The organism is Sulfitobacter sp. G5_S2_6_S6 (assembly GCF_054968505.1).
On the sequence record NZ_JBQKUI010000001.1, the window covers coordinates 415428 to 436777 of the forward strand.

A 21350-nucleotide genomic window follows, 5' to 3' on the forward strand; every position below is an offset into this window, starting at 1 on the left:
CTATTGATCGCGCCAAGCGGGGCGGGATGCAAGCGGCTTTGGTCCTCGCTAATGCAGGATCGGCGGCTTTGACGGGTCAGAGCCGGGGGCCTCCATCCGCGGGGTTTTTTCCAGCGGGTCCATCTGGGGCAGATCAAAACGCAGCCCGACTTTCGACAGTTTTTCAACCGTCGGATCAGAGGGCGCGAAGAAGCCCACATCCATCGCCCCCGCATCGATACCCGAGAATGTCAGCGCCTCGGAAGCGGCACGTACCAGCGCGTCTTGTGCGCGCGGGATGGCCCCGACAAAGCCCAGCAGATGCCCGCGCCCGCCGCCGGTATATTCAACCCCGACCAGCCACGCCCCTGCCGCCATGCCTGTGGCGGTCGCCAGCTTGGCATCAATCGCGGCAATCAGCGTTTCGGGCAGGCCCTTGGGCGGAAGAACACGGTCGATGCGCGCCTCGACCTCTCCGGCTTCATGGGCGAGTGTGTCGCGCAGCCAAGCCACGGCGCTGTCGGGCAGCAGGATCGCCGAAGGGGCGACATCCAGGTTCACCGCCATGCCAAGCGGTTGGCCATCCAGCATCCCCGCGATCGCGCGCCCCGACAGTGCCACATAGGGCGCGGGCTGCCCGACATAGGCCGCAAGCCGTTCGATCCGGTCAAAGACCAGCACATAGGCGTCCTCAAGCAGGACAGGGCTGATCTGATCGGCGTCCGGTTCGGCTTCGAGCAGCAGGAAAAGTTCCACATCGGCCATGCGTTCATAGAACCGCAGGCGGGCAGCGTCATCGCTTTCATCGGCCATCATGGCGGCATGGGCGATGTCCAGGGGCGTCGCTTCAGTCATCCAGTACATTCCTTACAGCAGCGCGGAGCCGGGGAAGCACGTCCTCCTCGAACCACGGATTTTTCTTGAGCCAACCGGTATTGCGCCACGAGGGATGAGGCAAGGCAAAGACGCCCCTCGGGTGGTTTTGCCAATCGGCGACGGCGCGGGTGACTGTGGTGAACCCGGGCAGGTGATAGCGCATGGCATAGGCCCCGATCAACACGGTCAGCCGGACATCGGGCACGGTATCCAGCGCCCGGGCTCGCCATGTTTTCGCACAGATCGGCGGGGGCGGCAGATCGCTGCCCTTGGCGTCATAGCCCGGAAAGCAGAAGGCCATGGGGATGATCGCCACGCGGCTGCGGTCGTAAAAGGTCGTCTCGTCCACGCCCAGCCAGTCGCGCAGCCGTTTGCCAGAGGCATCCCAGAAGGGGGTGTTCGCCTCGTGCACTTTCAACCCCGGCGCCTGCGAGGCGATCAGCAGCCGCGCGCCCGGTTGGAACCAGACCACCGGATTGGGCCGGTGCCCCGTCGCCGTTGCCGCAAAGCGGTCGGCGCAGAGGGTGCATTGGCTGAGTTCGGGGCGGATGTCGGTCATGGGGGTAGACCTAAGCGGTGGCGCGCCGGTTTCAAAGGGGGCGGTGACGCGGTGGTGCCCAGCACTCATTTCGAGACATTTCGAAATGAACTTGACGCGACCAATCATTTCTATATTTCTAAAAAAATGAAAATGAATCCCGCCTCCCCCCTTGATCTCGCCCTGGCCGCTGCGCGCTTTGCCGCGCTCGGGTCAGAGCAACGGTTGCAAGTTCTCCGTTTGCTGGTGCGCGCAGGCCCTGACGGGTTGACCATCGGCACGCTGGGTGATCGCGCGGGCATCACCGGGTCGACGCTGACCCATCATCTGAAACTGCTTGTGGCCGCAGGGCTGGTGCGCCAGCAGCGGCAGGGGCGCAGCACCATCTGCGCGGCGGTATCCCATGACGCGGTACAGGATCTATCCGAGTTCCTGATGACAGAGTGTTGCGCCGACGCCGTGGTCCCCTGCCCCGATCATCCCCACGGTTAACACCACAGATAGCGAAAGCCCCCCATGTCACACGGTCACCACCATCACGTCGATCCCGACAGCGGCGACGGCAAGATTGCCCTCGCGGTGGCGATCAACCTCGGCCTCACGGTCGCGCAGGTCATCGGCGGGATCGTCGCGGGCAGCCTGTCGCTGATCGCCGATGCGCTGCATAACTTCAGCGACGCCATCGCGCTGATCATCGCCTTTGCCGCGCGCAAGATCGCCCGCCGTCCAGCCAATGCAGATATGACCTTTGGCTACGGCCGGATCGAGGCGGTCGCGGCGCTGATCAACTATACCACGTTGATCGTGATCGGCCTGTATCTGGTCTATGAGGCCGCGATGCGCTTTGCCAATCCCGAACCCGTGGCGGGCTGGATCGTGGTGATCGTCGCTGGCATCGCCTTGCTGGTGGATCTGGGCACCGCCGCGTTGACCTTTCGCGCATCGAAATCCAGCGTGAACATCCGCGCGGCCTTTTTGCACAATGTGGCCGATGCCTTGGGGTCGGTTGCCGTGATCGTGGCAGGGACGCTGATGATCCTGTTCGGCTGGGCTTGGGTGGACCCATTGGCCACGCTGCTGATTGCCGGATACATCCTTTGGCAATCCGCGACCGAACTGCCGCAGGTGGCGCGGATCTTGATGCTTGCCTCGCCTGATGCGCTGCGCACCGAAGACGTGATCGCGGCACTGCGCGACCAGCCCGGTGTTACAGATGTCCATCATGTGCACCTGTGGCTGATGGAGGAACACGGCGCTGCCTTTGACGCCCATATCGTCGCCGAACAAGGCACCGACCCAAGCGCCCTGCGCCAAGCCTTGAAATCCTATCTGAAGTCCGAGTTCTATCTGAACCACGTCACGCTAGAGCTTGAGACCCAGGATGCCCATTGCCACGATGCCAAGGTGATCGGTCACTAACACCCGCACCCCTCGACCTTTCGTATAGCGCGCCCTGCAAACCATCGCCGATGGCACTGCCTTCGGGCGCGTGGGTCGTTTTGGCTCCTTGTAAATTCGGCCCCAACTACGACATAATATAGTCAAAATAGAGGGCTAGACACCGCCCAAGGCTCGGGAAACAGGGCGCGACATACCCGCAACAGCACCAATCGGAGCAGGCATGCTGGAATTCGACAACGTCTCCAAGTCCTTTTGGACTGGCACGCAACACAAGGTCATTCTCGACCATGTGTCATTTCGTGTGGATTTGGGTCATTCCCTTGGCATCCTCGCCCCGAACGGCACCGGCAAGACGACTCTTATCAATATGATGGCGGGGCTGGAAAAGCCGGACGAAGGCGAGATCCGGCGCGGCTGCAACATCAGCTTCCCGCTGGGGTTCATGGGCGGTGTAGTCAACAAGGTTTCCGCGGTAGAGAATGCCCGCTATATTGCCCGTCTCTATGGGCTGGACCCTGACTACGTCGAAAGCTTTTGTCGCTGGCTGTGTGGGTTGGGGGAATATTTTGACCAGCCCGTCGGGACATATTCGGCCGGGATGAAATCACGGTTTTCGTTTTCACTGCTGCTTGCGCTTGATTTCGACATCTATTTGATCGACGAAGGCATGCCGAGCACCACAGATGTGGAGTTCAACCGCAAGGCGGGCGAAATTCTGCAAGAACGGCTGCGCACGACGACGATCATCATCGTTTCGCACCAAGCCGAGACGTTGGAACAATTCGCGCGGTCCGCTGCTGTCTTGCTTGGCGGAAAGCTACATATCTTCGACACCTTGGAAGAGGCCAAACAGCTTTATGACTACGAAACCCAAGGCTAGAAAATTCCGCATCAAACGTGCGACCCCTGCTGCGGCCCCAAAAGGAACCGACGCGGTCGAACGTGATGCCCCCGCGGCAGCCACGCCAAAGCCGCAGGCCCCCGACGCGCCACGCGCTGCGGCTGCATCACGCGGCGAAGCACCGAAAGCTGCAGCGCCCAGCCAAGCTGCCGCAGCCTCCGCTGCGCGCCCGACCCCACCCACCGACGCCCGCAGCGGCGAGGTGTCATCGGCGACCGAAGTCAGCGGAGAGCAGGACATCGACGCGATCCGCCGCGAAGGGCTGACCGGCCGCCAATTGCGCATGGCCCGTCGCGTGGCGCAAAAACACGGGCTTGCCCCGACCTCTGACTTCGATGCGGTGCGGTTGCTGCGCGCCGAAGGGATCGACCCGTTCCAACGCTCCAACATGCTGGAACTGGTCGTTCCTCAGGACAAGCAATCCACCGGCACGGCATTGCAGAAAGGGCGCATCCAGCTTCCCCAGACCGTCCCTGCCGGGGGGCGCAACCTGCCCTCGACCGACGTTAATCCGATGGAACGCCGCATGCGCGAGATCTCGGACATCCAGCGTGACATCACCAAGCGCCGCCGTCGCAAGATGGGGCTGCTTATGGTGCGTCTGGCGTTCTTTGTCGGGCTGCCCACAATCATGGGCGGGTATTATTTCTACAACATCGCCACGCCGATGTATGCGACAGACAGCCAGTTCCTGATTATCCAGAACGAAGGCACGGGTGGGCTTGGCCCCCTTGGCGGGCTGCTGCCAACGCAATTTGCCAACTCCGCCGATAGTATCGCGACACAAAGCTACCTGCAGTCAAAAGACGCGATGCTGCGGCTGGACCGTGATGTCGGCTTTATGAAGCATTTCTCGGACCCCGCGATCGACCCGATCCAGCGGATGAACCCTGACGCGTCGAACGAGGAAGCGTATAAACACTATAAGGACAACGTTAAAATCGGATACGATCCGACCGAAGGCATGATCCGGATGGAGGTGATCGCCGCCGATCCCGAGGTCGCGAAAGACTTTTCCGAACACCTGCTGGAATATGCCGAAGAACGCGTAAACGCCCTGTCGCAACAAAAGCGCGAAGATGGCATGCGCGACGCCCGCGAAGCCTATGAGCAGACGGTCGCCAAACGCCGCGAGGCGCAGGAAGCGCTGATCAAGCTGCAGGTCGACAACGGGGTGGACCCGCAGGCAGTCATCGCGTCGATCCGCGGGCAGATCACCAATTATGAAACCTTGCTGCTGGAAAAAGAGCTTGAGCTCGCCGCCCTGCTCGACAACCCGCGCCCGAACCGCGCCAAGGTGGACGGTGCCCAAGGCGACGTGCGCCGGCTTAGCGCGCAGCTGGACAAGCTGAACGAACGCATGAACAGCGCGACCGAGGGCACCAACTCGCTTGCACAACAAGCGGTCAGCTTGCAACTGGCGCAGGCCGATCTGGCCGCGGCAGATGCCGCCTTGCAGGCGTCCCAGACCCAGATGGAACAAGCCCGCACAGAGGCCAGCCGTCAGGTCCGATATCTGACCGTCGCGGTGCGTCCGGTGGCGTCGCAAAGCGCCTCATACCCACGCAAGTTCGAGAACACGATTTTGACATTCCTGATCTTTGCGGGCATCTACCTCATGCTATCGCTGACCTCCTCCATTCTGAAAGAACAGGTAACAAAATGACCCAAGTCACCGTTGGAAATGTCGTCATCGGAAATGATCGCCCGCTGACGGTGATCGCAGGCCCCTGCCAGCTGGAAAGCGAAACCCACGCACAGATGATCGCCGGCCAGATGAAAGAGGCATGCGATGCCGTGGGCGCGCAGTTCGTGTTCAAGGCGAGCTATGACAAAGCCAACCGCACCTCTCTTGGTGGCAAACGCGGGCTTGGCATCGACGAAGGTCTGGCTGTGCTGCAATCGGTGGGCAAATCCATCGGCGTCCCCGTTCTGACCGACGTGCATACCGAAGCGCAATGCGCCATCGCGGCCGAGGCTGTCGACATCCTGCAAATCCCCGCCTTCCTGTGCCGCCAGACCGATATGCTGCTGGCCGCGGGCAATACGGGCAAGGTTGTGAACGTCAAAAAGGGTCAGTTTCTGGCTCCGTGGGATATGCCCAACGTCGTCGCCAAGATCGAATCCACCGGCAACAAACGTATCCTGCTGACCGAACGCGGCACCTCCTTTGGCTACAACACGCTGGTCGCTGACATGCGCAGCCTGCCGCAGATGGCGCAAACCGGATACCCTGTCGTGATGGACGCGACCCATTCAGTCCAGCAGCCCGGTGGGCAAGGTGGCTCCAGCGGCGGACAGCGCGAGTTCGCCCCCGTCATGGCGCGCGCAGCGGTCGCGATTGGCGTGGGCGCGGTCTTTATCGAGACCCACGAAGACCCGGACAACGCACCGTCGGACGGGCCGAACATGATCTATCTGGATCAGATGCCAGCACTGGTTGCGTCGTTGATGAAATTCGACGCGCTGGCCAAGGAATACCCCCTCACCTTCTAAGGGGCCATTCTGCCAATACTAGACCTTCGCGGCGTTTCCGAATGCCGCGATCAGCCCCGCGTCCTTTACACCCGGCGCGCTTTCCACACCGGAAGAGACATCTACCTGACGTGCCCCGGTCATACGGGCGGCCTGAGCCACATTGTCAGGGGTCAGCCCCCCTGCCAGCATCCACGGCTTGTCCCATGTGCGATCTGCGATCAGACGCCAGTCAAAGGACAATCCATTGCCACCGGGCAGCGCTGCCCCTTTGGGCGGTTTCGCGTCGATCAGGATCTGGTCTGCCACGGCCATATAGGCATCAATCTGTGGCAGGTCATCTGCATCGGCCACACCGACCGCCTTCATCACCGGCAGCCCATAGAGCGCCTTGACCTCGGCGACACGCTCGGGCGTTTCCTTGCCGTGTAGCTGCAGCATATCAATAGGCACAGCCGCCGTCAGCGCATCCAGAAAGGCGTCATCCGCGTTGACCGTCAGCGCGACCTTACACAGCCCCATTGGCACCTCTATGGCCAGTTCAGCGGCTTGATCAATCGTGACGTGCCGAGGGGATTTTTCAAAGAAAACAAAACCGACATAGCGCGCACCGGCCGCAGCGGCCGCCGCAATATCCTGCGTGCTGCGCAAGCCGCAGAATTTCACGTGCAAATTTTGGGTCATCGGATGGTTCCTGCGCTAAGGGGCATAGGCCCGCTTAGCTTGCTTGATCCAGCAGCGCCAGAACCTCGTCCTGGTCCTGATATTTCTCGCCTTTCAGGCGTGCGACTTCACGCTCCAGACGGCGCATTTCGCGGGCCTGACGTGCGGCTTCGGCACGCTGGCCGTATTCGCGGATCCATTCCCAGACGAAACCCACCAGCAGACCGGCGATGATGCTACCCAGAATAACAAGGAACAGCGGCACCTGAATTTCAGGGTTCAACGCGAACCAGCCCGATACCTCGGTCGGTAGCAACTTCAGCGACACCATAGACCGGTTGGCCAAGGCAACCGAGATCAGTGCAATGGCGAAGATTGCGATGCAGAGGTAGCGAACATAACGCATTAGGAATTCCCGTTTAAACGATCTCTAAGCAGTTTACCGGTCTTGAAGAACGGCACGTGCTTTTCTTCTACATGAACCGTTTCCCCAGTGCGAGGGTTCCGGCCCACACGGGCGTCACGTTTTTTCACTGAAAAGGCACCAAAGCCGCGCAGCTCTACCCGATCACCGTCGGACATCGCGCCGGTGATCTCTTCGAAGATGGTATTTACGATCCGTTCCACGTCGCGCTGATAGAGATGGGGATTGTCGTCGGCAATCTTCTGGATCAGTTCTGACCGGATCATTTAACGTCCTCCGAGGTGCGCAATTAATGTCTTAACTAGATGGGACTATAGCAAACCAAACGCGTTCGTGAAGTCATGCATATTTCTATTATTGCGATTAAGTAGCGGGAAGTCGCTGTTTTCCAGTCATTTTTTAGTCACATTTCACGCAACCACCCGGAACAGCGCTGCCAGCCGCCCTTCCCTGCCCCTCGCCACAGATTGCGATTCGCAACGAAAAAGGGCCCCGCAGTCTGCACTGCGAGGCCCCTGATCTGTGCAACAAGCGCTAAGGCTTATTCGTCGCCTTTCAGAGCGGCACCCAGGATATCACCCAAGGATGCGCCGGAGTCAGAGGAGCCATACTGCTCGACTGCTTCTTTCTCTTCTGCGATTTCACGTGCTTTGATCGACACGCCCAGACGGTGTGCTTTCGCGTCAACGTTGGTGATGCGGACGTCAACCTTGTCACCAACCGAGAAACGCTCGGGGCGCTGTTCGGCACGGTCACGCGACAGATCGGAGCGACGGATGAAGGCTTTCATGCCTTCGTATTCGACTTCGATGCCACCGTCTTCGATGGAGGTCACGGTCACAGTCACAACGGAACCGCGCTTCACGCCGCCCACTGCTTCTGCGAACTTGTCGCCGCCCACACCTTTGATCGACAGGCTGATGCGTTCTTTTTCCACGTCAACTTCGGAAACAACGGCCTGAACCGTGTCACCTTTGCGGTAGTCCTGGATCGCTTCTTCGCCGCGCTGGTCCCAGCTCAGGTCAGAGAGGTGAACCATGCCGTCGATGTCGCCTGGCAGGCCAACAAACAGACCGAATTCGGTGATGTTTTTGACTTCGCCTTCAACTTCGGTGCCTTCTGGGTGTGTTTCAGCAAACACTTCCCATGGGTTGCGCATGGTCTGTTTCAGACCAAGGGAAACGCGACGCTTGGCGCCATCGATTTCCAGAACCATGACTTCGACTTCTTGGCTGGTGGAAACGATCTTGCCGGGGTGTACGTTCTTCTTTGTCCAGGACATTTCGGAAACGTGAACCAGACCTTCAACGCCTGGCTCCAGCTCAACAAATGCACCGTAATCGGTGATGTTGGTGACGCGGCCAGTGTGCGTGGATTCCAGCGGGTACTTGGCTTGAACCAGATCCCATGGATCTTCTTGCAGCTGTTTCATACCCAAGGAGATGCGGTGCGTCTCTTTGTTGATCTTGATGACCTGAACCTTGATGGTTTCGCCGATCGACAGGATCTCGGATGGGTGGTTCACACGGCGCCATGCCATGTCTGTGACGTGCAGCAGGCCGTCAACACCGCCCAGATCAACGAAGGCACCGTATTCGGTGATGTTCTTGACCACACCGTCAACTTCCTGACCTTCGGTCAGGTTGCCGATCACTTCGGCACGCTGTTCGGCACGGGATTCTTCAAGGATTGCACGACGCGAAACAACGATGTTGCCACGACGACGGTCCATTTTCAGAACTTGGAACGGCTGCTTCAGACCCATCAGAGGGCCGGCATCGCGCACGGGGCGCACGTCAACTTGGGAACCGGGAAGGAAGGCAACTGCGCCGCCCAGATCAACGGTAAAGCCACCTTTAACGCGGCCAAAGATCGCGCCTTCAACGCGCTCTTCTGCGGCATAGGCTTTTTCCAGACGGTCCCAGGCTTCTTCACGACGGGCCATCTCGCGCGAGATAACAGCTTCGCCACGGGAGTTTTCTACCTGACGCAGGAATACTTCGACTTCGTCGCCGACTTCCACTTTGGGTGCTTCGCCAGGCTCGGCAAATTCTTTCAGTTCAACGCGGCCTTCCATTTTGTAGCCTACGTCGATAATAGCTTGGCCCGCTTCGATCGCGATAACCTTGCCTTTGACAACAGAGCCCTCTTCGGGCGTGTCCATTTCAAAGCTTTCTTCCAAAAGTGCTTCGAAGTCTTCCATTGAGTTCATAGCCATGTAGCTTGATTTTCCTTTAGCATTTGGTTTCTGGCCGCGCGGTTGTCTCCGCCGGTCTGTGGTTAAAATTGTCATCCGCGATGGGATTCGATCCGCAAAACAAAGAGGGCCGGATGAAACCGACCCTGCCTGATATCTCGCGCCCGAAACGTGTATCCGCCCCTTAGACAGTCGCGCGTATAGCCCTGTTTCGGGGCAAAGGCAAGGGCTGGCGCGGGTGATCCCCTGTTCATACAGGTTCATACAGGGCGATGTCAGCAAAAAGGGCAGACCGTAGCCTGCCCTTGTCCATTCGGTCATCCGCCTATTCGGGTATCAGCTTTCAGTCGGGCCGCCCGCGTCTTTCCAGCCGGGAAAACCGCCAATGTTGGTGACATTCGTATAGCCCATGTCGTGCAGCGTCTTACCCGACAGCGCGGCCTGACCCCCTGCGCCGCAGACCAGGTAAATCTCTGCGTCTTTTTCGAAGATCGGGTTATACATCTCTTCCTTGTTCGGGTCGGCGCGGAACTCGATCATGCCGCGCGGCACACGATGCGCGCCCTTGATGGTCCCGCTTTTAGCGATGTCGCCGGAATCGCGCACGTCGATAAAGACGCCCTTGCCTTCGGCATGTTTCGCAATCGCGTCCTTGGCGTCCATCTTGGGGACAACGGCATTCGCATCGTCGAGATAGTCTTGAGCGGTCTTCATAGTCAGCACCTCTTGTTTATTCCTATCGTGCCCAGCCTACCGCCAGGCACGTCCTAGTCCAACGTCAGGCAGCGACATTCGTTCCGCCGCGTTTAGTCACCTCTACGTGCGGCCACCAGTTCGATGGCGCGGGCCACGGCTGTCTCGATATCCATGGTCGAGGTATCCATCAGCTCTGCATCCTCGGCGGGCTTCAGCGGTGCCTCGGCGCGGGTGCTGTCGCGGGCATCGCGGGCCTGAACATCGGCCAGCACCCCTTCGAGGGTGACCTCGGCCCCCTTGGCGCTAAGCTCGGCAAAGCGGCGCTGTGCGCGGACCTCGGGCGTGGCGGTGATGAACAACTTGACCGGCGCATCGGGGCAGATCACCGTGCCAATGTCGCGCCCGTCCAGCACCGCGCCCCCTGCCCGCATGGCAAAGCTGCGCTGGAAATCGACCAAGGCGGCCCGCACAGCGGGGATCGCGGCCGCGCGGCTCGCGGCTTCTGCCACGGCGTTGGTGCGCAGCTGGTCATTCTCAAGATCATCGGCTTGCAGGGTCAAGGCGGCCTCTTCGGCGGTCATGCCCTCCAGCACTTTCGCCCCTACGGCGCGATAGAGCAGGCCGGTGTCCAGATGCGCAAAACCGAAATGCGCCGCAACAGCGCGCCCGACGGTGCCCTTGCCCGCCGCAGCCGGCCCGTCAATCGCAACGGTAAAGCCCAGCATCACGCATCCCCCCGCGTCACATCCGCGCCAAGGCGTTTCATCAGCGGCTCGAAGATCGGGAAGGACGTGGTGATCGGCGACCCGTCGTCCACACTGACAGGCGAGGTTGCGGCCATGCCGAGGATCATAAAGGACATCGCGATGCGGTGGTCCAGCTGGCTGGCGCAGGTCGCCCCGCCCGGCACGTTCCCATGCCCCCGTCCGGTGACCGCCCACCAATCGGGGCCCTCGTCCACTTCGATCCCATTGGCGCGCAGCCCCTTGGCCATCGCGTCGATCCGATCGCTTTCCTTGACCCGCAGCTCTTTCACGCCGCGCATCATCGTCTGGCCCTGCGCAAAGGCGGCCACGACAGAGAGCACCGGATATTCGTCGATCATCGACGCCGCGCGCGCTGGCGGCACCTCGATCCCTTTGAGGTCGGGCGAGAATTTGGCGCGCAGGTCGGCGACAGGCTCGCCGCCCTCGGTCCGCTCATTCTCATAGGTCAGATTGGCCCCCATCTCGCGCAGTGTGGTGAACAGCCCTGCCCGTGTCGGATTCAGCCCGATCCCCGGCACCAGCACGTCGGAGCCCGGCACGATCAGGGCAGCACAGACCGGAAACGCAGCCGAGGACGGATCGCGCGGCACATCAACATGCTGGGCCTGTAGCTCCGGCTGGCCGGTCAGAGTGATCACACGGCCCTCATCCGTGTCTTCCACCGAGATCTCGGCACCGAAGCCCGCCAACATCCGCTCCGTATGGTCGCGCGTGGCCTCGGCCTCGATCACGACGGTCTTGCCGGGGGCGTTCAGCCCTGCCAGCAACACGGCGGATTTCACCTGTGCGGACGGCACGGGCACGGTGTAGCGCACGGGCACAGGGTCGGCCGCCCCCACGATGGTCATGGGCAGGCGTCCGCCCTTGCGCCCGACAGATTCCGTGCCGAACAAGGCCAGCGGATCGGTGACCCGCGCCATGGGGCGGCCGTTCAGGCTGGCGTCGCCGGTGAATGTCGCGGTGATGGGGGAGGTCGCCATTGACCCCATGATCAAGCGCACCCCCGTGCCCGAGTTTCCGCAGTCGATCACCCCGTCCGGTTCTGCGAAACCGCCCACGCCCACACCGCGCACAGACCAGTTGCCGCCGCCCATATTGGTGACTTCCGCGCCAAAGGCCTGCATCGCCTTGGCCGTGTCCAGCACGTCGTCGCCTTCAAGCAATCCGCTGATGGTGGTTTCGCCGATGCACATCGCGCCCAAAATCAAGGACCGGTGCGAGATCGACTTGTCCCCCGGCACCTCGGCCACGCCGGACAGCGGGCCGCATGCGGTAGAGGTCATCGGGACGGGCGTGGCGTGGCTGGACATGGATAACCCTCAAAAAAACTTCCTGAAAGCCCGTCTTAAACCAGCGATCCCGCCCCGTCCATTGCCAGCGTTCTTGGCCCGCGCCCGCCCGCTCAGGTCTTGCGGAAAGTCAGGTAGTGCGGCACGCGCCCCTCGCGCAGGGCTTTTTGTTCGTAGCGGGTGGAAATCCAATCGCCCCACGGCTCTTTCCAGTCGCCGGGGCGTTCCGCCAGCCATTCGAACCCGTGGCGCGGCACCTGCTCAAGCGTCTGGCGCACATAGTCTTCGATGTCCGTGGCAACGCGAAAGATCGCGCCGGGCTTGAGCACCTTGGCCAGCGGTTCAAGATGTTCCGGCGTCACAAAGCGACGACGGTGGTGGCGCGTTTTCGGCCACGGATCAGGGTACAGCAGGAAAGCGCGGTCAATCGACGCCTCTGGCAGCACGTCAAAGATATCGCGTGCATCGCCGGGGTGGATCGCCACGTTATCGACACCCGCGCGGCGGATCTTGCCCAACAGCATCGCGACCCCGTTGATGTAAGGTTCGCAGCCGATGATGCCTACGTCAGGGTTTTGCGCCGCCTGATGCACCATATGTTCGCCGCCGCCAAAACCGACCTCCAGCCAGACGGGTTTGCCGCCAAACAGCGTCGGCAGGTCCAGCGGTGTACGGTCGGGGTTCGCGTCCCAATCGACAGGACCGGGCGACAGCGCCTCTAGATCCTCTTCGATATAGCCTTTCTGGCTTTGCTTAAGCGATTTGCCTTTAAGGCGACCGTAGAAATTGCGGCGGGGGCGTTCAGGATGTGTCATGGCGCTGGCTTTAGCCTGCGCGGGGGACGGGCGCAACATTTCGCGTAATCCTGCGCCGCAAAAGCCCACGCGCCCCCTGCGCAACGGCGGTGCCGCCCCTGTGAAGCGCAGCAAACCCGGAACGATCACAGGGACTTTACGTTGAGCCACAGGGTTCTACCTGACCAAGAACCGATAATAATGCAGCGGAGGACGTGCGAATGCGGGAACTGGCAAGCCGACTAGGACTACGAACGGACCCTACAATCTTCTTTGTTTCCGCCCTGTGTACCGCCCTATTTGTACTGGCTCTTGTCCTTGCCCCTGAACCGATCGGGGATGCTTTCGCCGCAGGCCGCGCCTGGATCGTATCGCATCTGGGCTGGTTCTTTATTCTTGGCGTCAACGTCTGGCTGGGCTTTCTGATCTGGGCCGCGATGAGCCGTCACGGCCATATCCGCCTTGGCCCGCGCGATAGCCGGCCCGAGTATACAAACCTGTCGTGGTTCACCATGCTTTTCGCGGGCGGCATCGGCACCGTGCTGATGTTCTGGGGCGTGGCAGAGCCGATCAGCCATTTTTCGGACCCGCCCCTGCCCGGCGTTGAACCTTTCACGGAACAGGCCGCACAAGACGCCATCTCTATCGCCACCTACCACCTTGCTCTGCACACCTGGACGATCTTCGCGCTGCCCGGTCTGGCCTTTGCCTATTTCATCAACCGCTATGATCTACCCGTGCGGGTCAGTTCAGTCTTTTACCCGCTGTTGAAAGAGCGCATCCACGGCCCTTGGGGCAAGGCGATCGACATTGCGTCGATCCTCGGCACGCTGTTCGGTGTCGCGGTCTCGCTTGGGCTGGGGTCATCGCAGATCGCAGCGGGTCTGTCGGCGCTGTTTGGGTGGAACGACGGCGTGCCCCTGCAGGTCGGCATCCTGACCGCGCTGACCGTCGTTGCCGTGGTGTCTATTGTGGCGGGGCTCGATAAGGGGGTAAAGCTGCTGTCCAACCTCAATATCGGCATGGCCGTGGCGTTGATGGTCTTTGTGCTGGTGACCGGTTCGACCCTGTTCCTGCTGCGCGGCATGGTCGAGACCTTTGGCCTGTACCTAAGCAACCTGCCACGGCTCGCCTTCTGGAATGATATGCTTGCCGATACCAACCCCTCGAATGGGGATTGGGGCTGGCAGGGCAGCTGGACGGTGTTCTACTGGGCCTGGACGGTCACGTGGTCGCCCTTCATCGGGCTTTTCGTCGCGCGGATTTCGCGGGGGCGCACGATACGGGAGTTCGTCTTTGGCGTGCTGCTGGCCCCGTCCCTGTTCACGCTGATCTGGTTCTCTATCTTCGGCTGGCAAGCGATGGAGATTGACGGCATCGGCACCGCCGCGCGCACGGCTCTTGGCGCGCAGGCCGGTTCGCTGAGCGCCGCAGTGGCTGATTCCGTCCCGCTTGCCATGTTCGCGTTTTTCGAAAGCTTCCCTTTCGCCGATATCGTGCAGGGTATCGCCGTGCTGGTGGTGGCAATCTTCTTTGCAACATCCTCGGATTCCGCGTCGCTGGTTGTCGACATGCTGTGCACCGGTTCGCCCGAACCCGGCCCCACCCGCCAGCGGGTGTTCTGGGGCGTGTCCGAAGGGCTGGTCGCCGCGATGCTGCTGATCCTTGCAGGCGATTTGGGGCTGACCGCCTTGCAACAGGTGATCACGGTCGTCGGCTTGCCGATCTTCCTGCTGGTCTTTGCGATGATCCCTTCGCTGATCAAGGGGTTCCGGACCGAAGATATCGACCACGTCTCTATCGGCAAACGCCCCGGCCTAGGGGATCTATAGCAGCCCCCACCAACGCAAAAGGGCAGCCCATTGGGGCTGCCCTTTCTTGTACCATGAAGCATGTGTTTACAGCGCGGCCTTCAGCGCATCGACCAGATCGGTCTTTTCCCAGCTAAAGCCGCCATCCGCTTCGGGCGCGCGACCAAAGTGGCCGTAGGCCGCGGTGCGTTCAAAGATGGGGCGGTTCAACTGCAGATGCTCGCGGATGCCGCGCGGTGTCAGGTCGATGATCTGGCGGATCGCCTTTTCAATCGCCGCATCCGTGACATCCGCGTCGCCACCATAGGTATCGCAGTAGATCGACAGTGGCTTGGACACGCCGATGGCATAGCTCAGCTGGATCGTACACTTTTCGGCCAGACCGGCAGCCACGACGTTTTTCGCCAGATAGCGCGCCACATAGGCGGCAGAGCGGTCAACCTTCGTCGGATCTTTCCCCGAGAACGCGCCGCCCCCATGCGGTGCCGCGCCGCCATAGGTATCCACAATGATTTTGCGCCCCGTCAGGCCCGCGTCGCCGTCAGGCCCGCCGATGACAAAAGTCCCCGTCGGGTTCACCCACCATTCGGTGTCGGGGGTGATCCAGCCTTCGGGCAGAACCTGGGTGATATAGGGTTCGACGATGTCGCGGATGTCGGCACTGGTCTGGCCTGCATCGGCGTGTTGCGTCGACAAAACGATAGAGGACACGCCAACAGGCTTGCCGTCTTCATAGCGCACGGAAAGCTGGCTTTTGGCGTCGGGGCGCAATGTCGGCTCGGTGCCGTCTTTGCGCACTTCGGCCAAACGGCGCAGGATCGCATGGGCATAGTGGATCGGCGCCGGCATCAGCTCTGGCGTCTCATTGGTGGCGAACCCGAACATGATGCCCTGATCGCCCGCGCCTTCTTCCTTGTCGCCTGACGCGTCCACGCCTTGCGCGATATGCGCCGACTGCGGGTGCAGCAGGTTGGTGATCTCGCAGGTGGCGTGGTGGAATTCATCCTGCTCGTAGCCGATGTCCTTGATGCAGGCGCGGGCGATGCCGTCGATCTTGCCAAGGTATTCATCCAGCTTGTCCTTGTTCGACAGGCCAACCTCGCCGCCGATGACCACGCGATTGGTGGTGGCAAAGGTCTCCGCTGCGACACGCGCTTCGGGTTCTTCGGTCAGAAAGGCATCAAGTACGGCGTCGGAAATCCGGTCGCAGACCTTATCCGGGTGGCCCTCGGAAACGGATTCCGAAGTGAACGTGTAGTTTTTGCGGGACATTTAGTGCTCCAATAGATTTCTTAGCCACGTCAGGAAGCCGTTGTGGCCGATTAACGGGGCTTAGCTTTGCCTGCCCCTTTGGTCAAACTTTAAGTTGCGTCGTCGGCGCAGGATAACAAGGGCAAACCCCGCCAAAGTTATGAAAAGAAACGGCCATTCGCCCCATCTGCTATAGGGTGTCGCAGGGCGTGGGGCGGGCAAAGGGGCATCCAGAAAGCCTGCCTCGTTCAGGGCCAAACTCTTTGTGATGCGGCCCCAGGGGTCAATCATCGCCGAAACGCCCGTGTTGGCGACGCGTGCCATGGGCAGACCTTGTTCTATCGCGCGCATCCGGGCCTGAGCCAGATGCTGCAACGGCCCCTGCCCCTTGCCGAACCACGCATCATTCGTGAGCTGCATCAAGAATGCAGGCCGCGCCGGTGCGGCGTTAACGTCCCGCGCAAAGACGGCCTCGTAGCAGATCAGGGGCAGCGCCTGGCCCAAGGGCCCCAGATCCATCAGATCTGCCCCCGGCCCCGAGGAAAACCCACTGCCAAACTGCGCCGCCATGCCGCGCAGACCGATACGGCCCAACAGATCGCCAAAGGGGATATATTCGCCAAAGGGCACGAGGTGGTGCTTGTCATAGGTCTGCACAACCTCGGCGTCCGGCCCCAGCAACACGGCCGAGTTGTAATAGGCCATGTCGTCGCGCCGCTGCACCCCCAGCACCACAGGCGTACCGGCGGCGGCTTCGCTGATATAGGTCAGCGCGCCATGGGCCAAATCAAGCGGCCATGCGATGGCGGTTTCGGACCAGAGGATCAGATCAGGCGCCGCATCCCCCTGCGCGGGCGGCGCAGCGGTCAGCGCCAGCTGACGATCAAAGAATTCGGGGATTTTGACGGGGTCCCATTTGTCTTTCTGCGCCGCGTTCGGCTGCACCATACGGATCATATGGTCGGTAACCGGAGCGTCGCGCCCTCCAAAGGGCACCGTCAACGCCGCCACACCCAAGACCCGCGCGCCCCAGACAGCGCCCTGCCGCAGCAATGTGCCCCGCGCGCGCTGTACCACCGCCACAGCCAGCGCGACCAAGGCAAGGGTCATGCCGTAGGGCCCCACCAGCGCAAGCCCCTGCCCCGGCCAATGGTTGACCAAAGACTGAGAGAACATCCCCCACGGGAAGCCGGTGAACAGATAGCCGCGCAGCATTTCCGCGGCGGGCAGGACGAAGATCAGCGGCCAGACCTGTGCCGACAACCGGCGGGACACGTAGAACGCCAAAGCCCAGTACAACGCCAAACCGCCCGTCAGCCCCGCCACAGCAAAAGGTGCCATCCAGGCATAGCGTTCAGGGTCGACCATGAAGGGCGAAACCAGCCAAGACCATCCATGCAAGAAATAGCCAAAGCCAAAGCCCCAGCCGAGCGCTGCGGCCTGCCGGGGCGTTGCAGCAGCACTGTAGATCAACAGCACAGCCGCAAGTGCAGCAAGCAAGACCAGCGGCAGGTCATAGGGTGCCTGCCCAAAGGCCGCGACAACGCCCGCAAGCACCGCGGCCCCGAACCGCATCCAAGCGGCACTGCGCAATGTCATCAGTGAGATCCGGCCATACGCACGCGCAAACGCTTGATCCGGCGCGGATCGGCGTCGATCACCTCGAACTCGGGGCCATCGGGATGCACGACCACTTCGCCACGTGCCGGCACCCGTCCCGACAGCATGAAGACCAACCCGCCAAGCGTGTCGATCTCTTCTTCGTCGACATCATCGTGGTCGGTCAGCGAATGGCCAATCTCGGCCTCGAAATCATCCAGAGGCGTCTTGGCCAGCGCAAGGTAGCAGCCGGGCTTTTCGACCGTCCAATATTTGCCTTCGTCCACGTCGTGTTCGTCTTCGATCTCGCCGATGACCTGTTCGATCAGATCCTCGATCGTGACCAGCCCGTCGACGCCGCCGTATTCGTCAATCACCAGTGCCATATGGCGCCGTTCGGCCTGCATCTTGGTCAGCAAGACGCCAATGGTCATGGACGGCGGCACGAACAGCAAGGGACGCAGCATGGCCTGAAGGTCAAATTCGGTGTTTCGGCCATTAAATCCGTGGGTCAGAGCCAGATCCTTGAGGTGGGCCATGCCAACGGGCGTATCGAGCGTGCCGTCATACACCGGCAGGCGCGTCAGACCGCTGTCCTTGAACACGCCGACCAGCTCATCCAGCGTCGAGGTCACCGGCACGGCGGTGATATCCGCCTTGGGCACCGCCACATCATCCACCCGCATCCGGCGCAGGTTCATCATGCCGCGGGTCGACAGCCTGTCGGTCTGTGCCGCGGTGATCTCCTCCTCTTCCTCGTTGTCCGACGCGCTGAGTGCGCCCATGACCCGGGAAAAGAAGCCACCGGATTTCGGGGTGTCTTCGGTTTCTTCGGCCTCGGAGGCCGGTATGATGTCTTCCAACTGCGCGCTCTGCGCCGCCTCAGATGATCCGTCTGTGTCGCCCATCGGGTCCTGTCTTTATGTGTTTAGGCAGGCGGTTGCACTGCGTCGTCTCTATATGGGTCATCCAACCCCAATTTGCCAAGTATTTCTACCTCTAACCGTTCCATCAGGGTCGCATCCCCGTCCCGTTCGTGGTCATACCCCAACAGGTGAAGCAGCCCGTGCACGATCAAATGGGTCACGTGATCGGCCATCGGGCGGCCTGCGGCCTCTGCCTCGGCGTGGCAGGTGTCAAATGAAATCGCGATGTCGCCCAGTTCCAGCATATTGTCGAACCCCGGCGTGACCGGCAGCGGAAGTTCGCCGTCGCGCGCGGCTCCGCGTTCCTCGGCGGGCCAGCTGAGCACATTTGTCGGCGTGGACTTGTCGCGGAAATCTGCGTTCAACGTGGCGATATGTGCATCGTCGCAGGCCAGCACCGTCACCTCGGCGGTGTCGGCATCCAGCGACAGATGCGCCAATGTGGCGCGCATCGCGCGGGGGCATAGGGTATCAAGGTCCAGACCGGCCCAACGGGGGTCTTCCTCTATCACGTCGAGCGCCTGCATCAGCGCCCCACCGGGGGCCAGCCCCCGGCCCCCCGGAGTTTATCTGGCAAAATGAAGCAGCCGGGCATCACGCGTGGCCTGCATCTGCTTCATAGGCTTCGATGATCGCGGCCACGAGCGGGTGGCGCACCACGTCTTTCGAGGTGAAGTAGTTAAAGCTGATCTTGGGGATCGTCTTGAGCAGCCGTTCCGCGTCTTGCAAGCCCGATGGCACGCCGCGTGGCAAGTCGATCTGGGTCCGGTCACCGGTGATCACCATCCGCGAGCCTTCGCCCAGACGGGTCAGGAACATCTTCATCTGCATCGAGGTCGCGTTCTGCGCCTCGTCCAGCACAACAAAGGCGTTGGACAGGGTGCGCCCGCGCATGAAGGCGAGCGGCGCGATCTCGATCTTTTTCTCTTCGATCAGCTTGGCCAGTTGTTTACCGGGCAAGAAATCATTCAGCGCGTCATAAAGGGGCTGCATGTAGGGATCGACCTTGTCTTTCATGTCACCGGGCAGGTAGCCCAGCTTCTCCCCCGCCTCCACGGCAGGGCGCGACAGGATGATACGGTCCACATGGCCACCAATGAACATCGACACGCCGACGGCCACCGCAAGATAGGTTTTACCCGTACCGGCAGGGCCGATGCCGAAGGCCAGTTCGTTGTCGAACAGCGATTGCACATAGGCTTTCTGCGCAGCCGTGCGGGGTTCGACGCGTTTCTTGCGGGTCTGGATTTCGACGCCGCCCAAATTCGGCATCTCGATCTGGTCACCCGGGCGCACCCCCGTCCCAGCCGCTGAATCGCCCATGCGTAGCAAACTGGTGACATCGGCGGGCTCCACACTGCGTCCGCCTTCCAATCGGGCATAAAGCCCTTCGAGCACAGAGGCCGCGCGGGTGGTCGCGTCTTCCTCTCCCATCACCGACAGGTGGTTGCCCCGACGCACGATCTGGACCTCAAGCGCCGTCTCTACGGCGGTCAGGTTGGCGTCATAGGGGCCGCAGAGATCGATCAGAAGCCGGTTGTCCGGAAATTCAAGTTGCTGCGCGTGAGAAGCGGGAGGCGTCATTGTGTCACTAGATGGCAAAGCGTTTTCCTAATTGGAGGTGTCTTTGGATTAATATGGGTCCCATATTCAAACTATGTACCCCTTTGAGCCGACAAAAAAGGGCCGGAGCGTAAAACGCGCCGGCCCGATCCTATGTGCAGGAGTGGTCGCAAGATCAGTTGGGATCTCGGACGCGCGAGCCGCCTTTGAAGTCGCCCGCCGTATATGTGGGCTGGGCCACGCCAGAGCAGACCGGCTTGCCGTATTTGTCCAGTCGCTGGCTCAGGTAGCCTTCGACGCCGTCATCGATGATCCAGTGGTCGCAGCCATTGGGATCGACCCAGATGCCGGCCTGAAGCTGGCTCAGGTGCTTTTTGTCAAAGCCACGGTCGACGGTTTTATCGGCGGGATAGCCCCGGCCTTCGTAGTCAGCGCAGGCACCCAGTGTCAGGGCGCAGGCGGTGACCATCATAATCTTAGCTTTCATCACGTTACTGTCCCCTTAGCGAATGCAGATGATTTCGACGCGGCGGTTCTTGGCCATACCGCCCGCTGTGCCATTGGACGCCGCTGGCATCCGTTCGCCATAGCCACGGACATCCGCAATGCGGGCCCCCGATTGCTGGGCGATGCTGGCAACCGCATTGGCACGGTTCAGCGACAGCTTCATGTTATAGGCATCCGACGCGCGGCTGTCTGTGTGCCCGCTGATGATATAGGACACGGCACCCGTGGTCTTGAAGAATTCAGCCAGGCGGGCGCGGCCCTGCGGGTGCACACGGTAGCTGTCGGTGTTGAAAAACTGGTCCGTATTCATCACGCCGCAGACGTTACCCCGGCGGCAGACCGGAATACCCTGACGGGTGACATGCGGTGTCATATAGCCTTCGGCACCGTCATCCATGACCCAATGTTCACACCCATCGGGGTCAACCCAGATCGTTGGAATATACTGGCCCTTGTCGCGGCCCTGTTGAGATCTTGTTTGTGCATCGGCAGCAGATGCCTGAAGCACGAATGTTGCGGCAATCATCGTGCCCGCAAACAGCCGTAGCCCCTTGGAAATTGTATTAAACACAGCCCTCGTCCTTTTCTTACTGTCCCCCAGTCGGAAGACCCACAGATACCCCAGGCACCACGGTCGTCCGCTATATGTTGTGAGATTAAGAGGTAAACGCGCTTCTGTGAAGCGCGAATGCG

The 21350-nt window shown here is 61.1% G+C and carries 23 protein-coding genes and 1 riboswitch; of the genes, 6 read left to right on the forward strand and 17 right to left on the reverse strand.

Features of this window, described 5'->3' with window-relative positions; all coding sequences use genetic code 11:
- Positions 1-48: 48 nt before the first annotated feature.
- Both ACTRWK_RS01915 and ACTRWK_RS01920 read right to left on the reverse strand, forming a co-directional pair.
- A complete protein-coding gene (locus ACTRWK_RS01915) occupies positions 49-834 on the reverse strand; it encodes an SseB family protein (protein ID WP_289081207.1) in 786 nt (261 codons plus the stop codon).
- Positions 827-1414 carry a uracil-DNA glycosylase family protein gene (locus ACTRWK_RS01920; RefSeq protein WP_289081206.1) on the reverse strand — a complete coding sequence of 196 codons (588 nt, stop codon included), beginning with the start codon at positions 1412-1414 and terminating at the stop codon, positions 827-829. Before ACTRWK_RS01920 ends, ACTRWK_RS01915 begins: the two co-directional genes overlap by 8 nt.
- Before the next feature lie 126 nt (positions 1415-1540).
- Here ACTRWK_RS01920 and ACTRWK_RS01925 point away from each other — a divergent pair, with 126 nt between their 5' ends.
- The 5 genes from ACTRWK_RS01925 to kdsA all read left to right on the forward strand — a co-directional run bounded on the left by ACTRWK_RS01925 (position 1541) and on the right by kdsA (position 6191).
- Entirely contained in the window at positions 1541-1885 is a 345-nt protein-coding gene (locus tag ACTRWK_RS01925) for an ArsR/SmtB family transcription factor (protein WP_289081205.1), read from the forward strand.
- Positions 1886-1909: 24 nt separating this feature from the next.
- Positions 1910-2812: a cation diffusion facilitator family transporter gene (locus tag ACTRWK_RS01930; RefSeq protein ID WP_289081204.1), complete on the forward strand. Its 903-nt coding sequence runs from the start codon at positions 1910-1912 to the stop codon at positions 2810-2812.
- A 202-nt stretch (positions 2813-3014) separates the two neighbouring features.
- Entirely contained in the window at positions 3015-3674 is a 660-nt protein-coding gene (locus tag ACTRWK_RS01935; protein WP_005849402.1) for an ABC transporter ATP-binding protein, read from the forward strand.
- On the forward strand, positions 3652-5361 hold the full coding sequence (locus tag ACTRWK_RS01940) for a capsule biosynthesis protein (RefSeq protein WP_289080025.1): 1710 nt from the start codon (positions 3652-3654) through the stop codon (positions 5359-5361). Before ACTRWK_RS01935 ends, ACTRWK_RS01940 begins: the two co-directional genes overlap by 23 nt.
- Complete coding sequence (gene kdsA / locus ACTRWK_RS01945) at positions 5358-6191, forward strand: 3-deoxy-8-phosphooctulonate synthase (protein WP_005849405.1); 834 nt, start codon at positions 5358-5360, stop codon at positions 6189-6191. The genes ACTRWK_RS01940 and kdsA overlap by 4 nt, the downstream gene beginning before the upstream one ends.
- Before the next feature lie 18 nt (positions 6192-6209).
- On the opposite strand, the gene ACTRWK_RS01950 is transcribed toward kdsA, so the two are convergent.
- The 8 genes from ACTRWK_RS01950 to trmB form a co-directional block, all read right to left on the reverse strand.
- The gene (locus ACTRWK_RS01950; protein WP_289081203.1) at positions 6210-6854 is read right to left on the reverse strand and encodes a phosphoribosylanthranilate isomerase; all 645 of its coding nucleotides are present in this window, start codon (positions 6852-6854) and stop codon (positions 6210-6212) included.
- Between the two features lie 34 nt (positions 6855-6888).
- A complete protein-coding gene (locus ACTRWK_RS01955) occupies positions 6889-7239 on the reverse strand; it encodes a LapA family protein (RefSeq protein WP_289081202.1) in 351 nt (116 codons plus the stop codon).
- On the reverse strand, positions 7239-7523 hold the full coding sequence (ihfB, locus tag ACTRWK_RS01960) for an integration host factor subunit beta (protein WP_005849411.1): 285 nt from the start codon (positions 7521-7523) through the stop codon (positions 7239-7241). The genes ACTRWK_RS01955 and ihfB overlap by 1 nt, the downstream gene beginning before the upstream one ends.
- 275 nt (positions 7524-7798) lie before the next feature.
- Entirely contained in the window at positions 7799-9475 is a 1677-nt protein-coding gene (rpsA, locus tag ACTRWK_RS01965; RefSeq protein ID WP_235183804.1) for a 30S ribosomal protein S1, read from the reverse strand.
- A gap of 315 nt (positions 9476-9790) precedes the next feature.
- Positions 9791-10168: a rhodanese-like domain-containing protein gene (locus tag ACTRWK_RS01970; protein WP_037944690.1), complete on the reverse strand. Its 378-nt coding sequence runs from the start codon at positions 10166-10168 to the stop codon at positions 9791-9793.
- A gap of 92 nt (positions 10169-10260) precedes the next feature.
- A complete protein-coding gene (locus ACTRWK_RS01975) occupies positions 10261-10875 on the reverse strand; it encodes a (d)CMP kinase (protein WP_037944691.1) in 615 nt (204 codons plus the stop codon).
- Positions 10875-12227: a 3-phosphoshikimate 1-carboxyvinyltransferase gene (aroA, locus tag ACTRWK_RS01980; RefSeq protein ID WP_289081201.1), complete on the reverse strand. Its 1353-nt coding sequence runs from the start codon at positions 12225-12227 to the stop codon at positions 10875-10877. The genes ACTRWK_RS01975 and aroA overlap by 1 nt, the downstream gene beginning before the upstream one ends.
- Positions 12228-12319: 92 nt before the next feature.
- Entirely contained in the window at positions 12320-13021 is a 702-nt protein-coding gene (gene trmB, locus ACTRWK_RS01985) for a tRNA (guanosine(46)-N7)-methyltransferase TrmB (protein WP_235183805.1), read from the reverse strand.
- Between the two features lie 200 nt (positions 13022-13221).
- Here trmB and ACTRWK_RS01990 point away from each other — a divergent pair, with 200 nt between their 5' ends.
- The gene (locus tag ACTRWK_RS01990; RefSeq protein WP_289081200.1) at positions 13222-14832 is read left to right on the forward strand and encodes a BCCT family transporter; all 1611 of its coding nucleotides are present in this window, start codon (positions 13222-13224) and stop codon (positions 14830-14832) included.
- 66 nt (positions 14833-14898) lie between these two features.
- Here ACTRWK_RS01990 and metK read toward each other — a convergent pair whose 3' ends face one another.
- The 7 genes from metK to ACTRWK_RS02025 all read right to left on the reverse strand — a co-directional run bounded on the left by metK (position 14899) and on the right by ACTRWK_RS02025 (position 21228).
- The gene (metK, locus tag ACTRWK_RS01995; RefSeq protein ID WP_005849425.1) at positions 14899-16083 is read right to left on the reverse strand and encodes a methionine adenosyltransferase; all 1185 of its coding nucleotides are present in this window, start codon (positions 16081-16083) and stop codon (positions 14899-14901) included.
- A gap of 4 nt (positions 16084-16087) precedes the next feature.
- A riboswitch (SAM-SAH riboswitch) is annotated at positions 16088-16135 on the reverse strand.
- Between the two features lie 8 nt (positions 16136-16143).
- Complete coding sequence (gene lnt, locus ACTRWK_RS02000; protein ID WP_462843773.1) at positions 16144-17661, reverse strand: apolipoprotein N-acyltransferase; 1518 nt, start codon at positions 17659-17661, stop codon at positions 16144-16146.
- Positions 17661-18569: a hemolysin family protein gene (locus ACTRWK_RS02005; RefSeq protein WP_037944697.1), complete on the reverse strand. Its 909-nt coding sequence runs from the start codon at positions 18567-18569 to the stop codon at positions 17661-17663. The genes lnt and ACTRWK_RS02005 overlap by 1 nt, the downstream gene beginning before the upstream one ends.
- A gap of 20 nt (positions 18570-18589) precedes the next feature.
- Positions 18590-19114: an rRNA maturation RNase YbeY gene (ybeY, locus tag ACTRWK_RS02010; RefSeq protein ID WP_462843774.1), complete on the reverse strand. Its 525-nt coding sequence runs from the start codon at positions 19112-19114 to the stop codon at positions 18590-18592.
- Between the two features lie 67 nt (positions 19115-19181).
- Positions 19182-20171, reverse strand: a complete 990-nt coding sequence (locus ACTRWK_RS02015) for a PhoH family protein (RefSeq protein WP_009825126.1) — start codon at positions 20169-20171, stop codon at positions 19182-19184.
- A 154-nt stretch (positions 20172-20325) separates the two neighbouring features.
- Positions 20326-20637, reverse strand: a complete 312-nt coding sequence (locus tag ACTRWK_RS02020; protein ID WP_005849430.1) for a hypothetical protein — start codon at positions 20635-20637, stop codon at positions 20326-20328.
- A gap of 15 nt (positions 20638-20652) precedes the next feature.
- A complete protein-coding gene (locus ACTRWK_RS02025) occupies positions 20653-21228 on the reverse strand; it encodes an OmpA family protein (RefSeq protein ID WP_005849431.1) in 576 nt (191 codons plus the stop codon).
- Positions 21229-21350: the final 122 nt, after the last annotated feature.

Excerpts from the sequence above, each read along its gene's own strand:
- ACTRWK_RS01915 (WP_289081207.1), bottom strand. The coding sequence starts at position 834 with ATGACTGAAGCGACGCCCCTGGACATCGCCCATGCCGCCATGATGGCC.
- ACTRWK_RS01920 (WP_289081206.1), bottom strand. The coding sequence starts at position 1,414 with ATGACCGACATCCGCCCCGAACTCAGCCAATGCACCCTCTGCGCCGAC.
- ACTRWK_RS01925 (WP_289081205.1), top strand. The coding sequence starts at position 1,541 with ATGAAAATGAATCCCGCCTCCCCCCTTGATCTCGCCCTGGCCGCTGCG.
- ACTRWK_RS01930 (WP_289081204.1), top strand. The coding sequence starts at position 1,910 with ATGTCACACGGTCACCACCATCACGTCGATCCCGACAGCGGCGACGGC.
- ACTRWK_RS01935 (WP_005849402.1), top strand. The coding sequence starts at position 3,015 with ATGCTGGAATTCGACAACGTCTCCAAGTCCTTTTGGACTGGCACGCAA.
- ACTRWK_RS01940 (WP_289080025.1), top strand. The coding sequence starts at position 3,652 with ATGACTACGAAACCCAAGGCTAGAAAATTCCGCATCAAACGTGCGACC.
- kdsA (WP_005849405.1), top strand. The coding sequence starts at position 5,358 with ATGACCCAAGTCACCGTTGGAAATGTCGTCATCGGAAATGATCGCCCG.
- ACTRWK_RS01950 (WP_289081203.1), bottom strand. The coding sequence starts at position 6,854 with ATGACCCAAAATTTGCACGTGAAATTCTGCGGCTTGCGCAGCACGCAG.
- ACTRWK_RS01955 (WP_289081202.1), bottom strand. The coding sequence starts at position 7,239 with ATGCGTTATGTTCGCTACCTCTGCATCGCAATCTTCGCCATTGCACTG.
- ihfB (WP_005849411.1), bottom strand. The coding sequence starts at position 7,523 with ATGATCCGGTCAGAACTGATCCAGAAGATTGCCGACGACAATCCCCAT.
- rpsA (WP_235183804.1), bottom strand. The coding sequence starts at position 9,475 with ATGGCTATGAACTCAATGGAAGACTTCGAAGCACTTTTGGAAGAAAGC.
- ACTRWK_RS01970 (WP_037944690.1), bottom strand. The coding sequence starts at position 10,168 with ATGAAGACCGCTCAAGACTATCTCGACGATGCGAATGCCGTTGTCCCC.
- ACTRWK_RS01975 (WP_037944691.1), bottom strand. The coding sequence starts at position 10,875 with ATGCTGGGCTTTACCGTTGCGATTGACGGGCCGGCTGCGGCGGGCAAG.
- aroA (WP_289081201.1), bottom strand. The coding sequence starts at position 12,227 with ATGTCCAGCCACGCCACGCCCGTCCCGATGACCTCTACCGCATGCGGC.
- trmB (WP_235183805.1), bottom strand. The coding sequence starts at position 13,021 with ATGACACATCCTGAACGCCCCCGCCGCAATTTCTACGGTCGCCTTAAA.
- ACTRWK_RS01990 (WP_289081200.1), top strand. The coding sequence starts at position 13,222 with ATGCGGGAACTGGCAAGCCGACTAGGACTACGAACGGACCCTACAATC.
- metK (WP_005849425.1), bottom strand. The coding sequence starts at position 16,083 with ATGTCCCGCAAAAACTACACGTTCACTTCGGAATCCGTTTCCGAGGGC.
- lnt (WP_462843773.1), bottom strand. The coding sequence starts at position 17,661 with ATGACATTGCGCAGTGCCGCTTGGATGCGGTTCGGGGCCGCGGTGCTT.
- ACTRWK_RS02005 (WP_037944697.1), bottom strand. The coding sequence starts at position 18,569 with ATGGGCGACACAGACGGATCATCTGAGGCGGCGCAGAGCGCGCAGTTG.
- ybeY (WP_462843774.1), bottom strand. The coding sequence starts at position 19,114 with ATGCAGGCGCTCGACGTGATAGAGGAAGACCCCCGTTGGGCCGGTCTG.
- ACTRWK_RS02015 (WP_009825126.1), bottom strand. The coding sequence starts at position 20,171 with ATGACGCCTCCCGCTTCTCACGCGCAGCAACTTGAATTTCCGGACAAC.
- ACTRWK_RS02020 (WP_005849430.1), bottom strand. The coding sequence starts at position 20,637 with ATGAAAGCTAAGATTATGATGGTCACCGCCTGCGCCCTGACACTGGGT.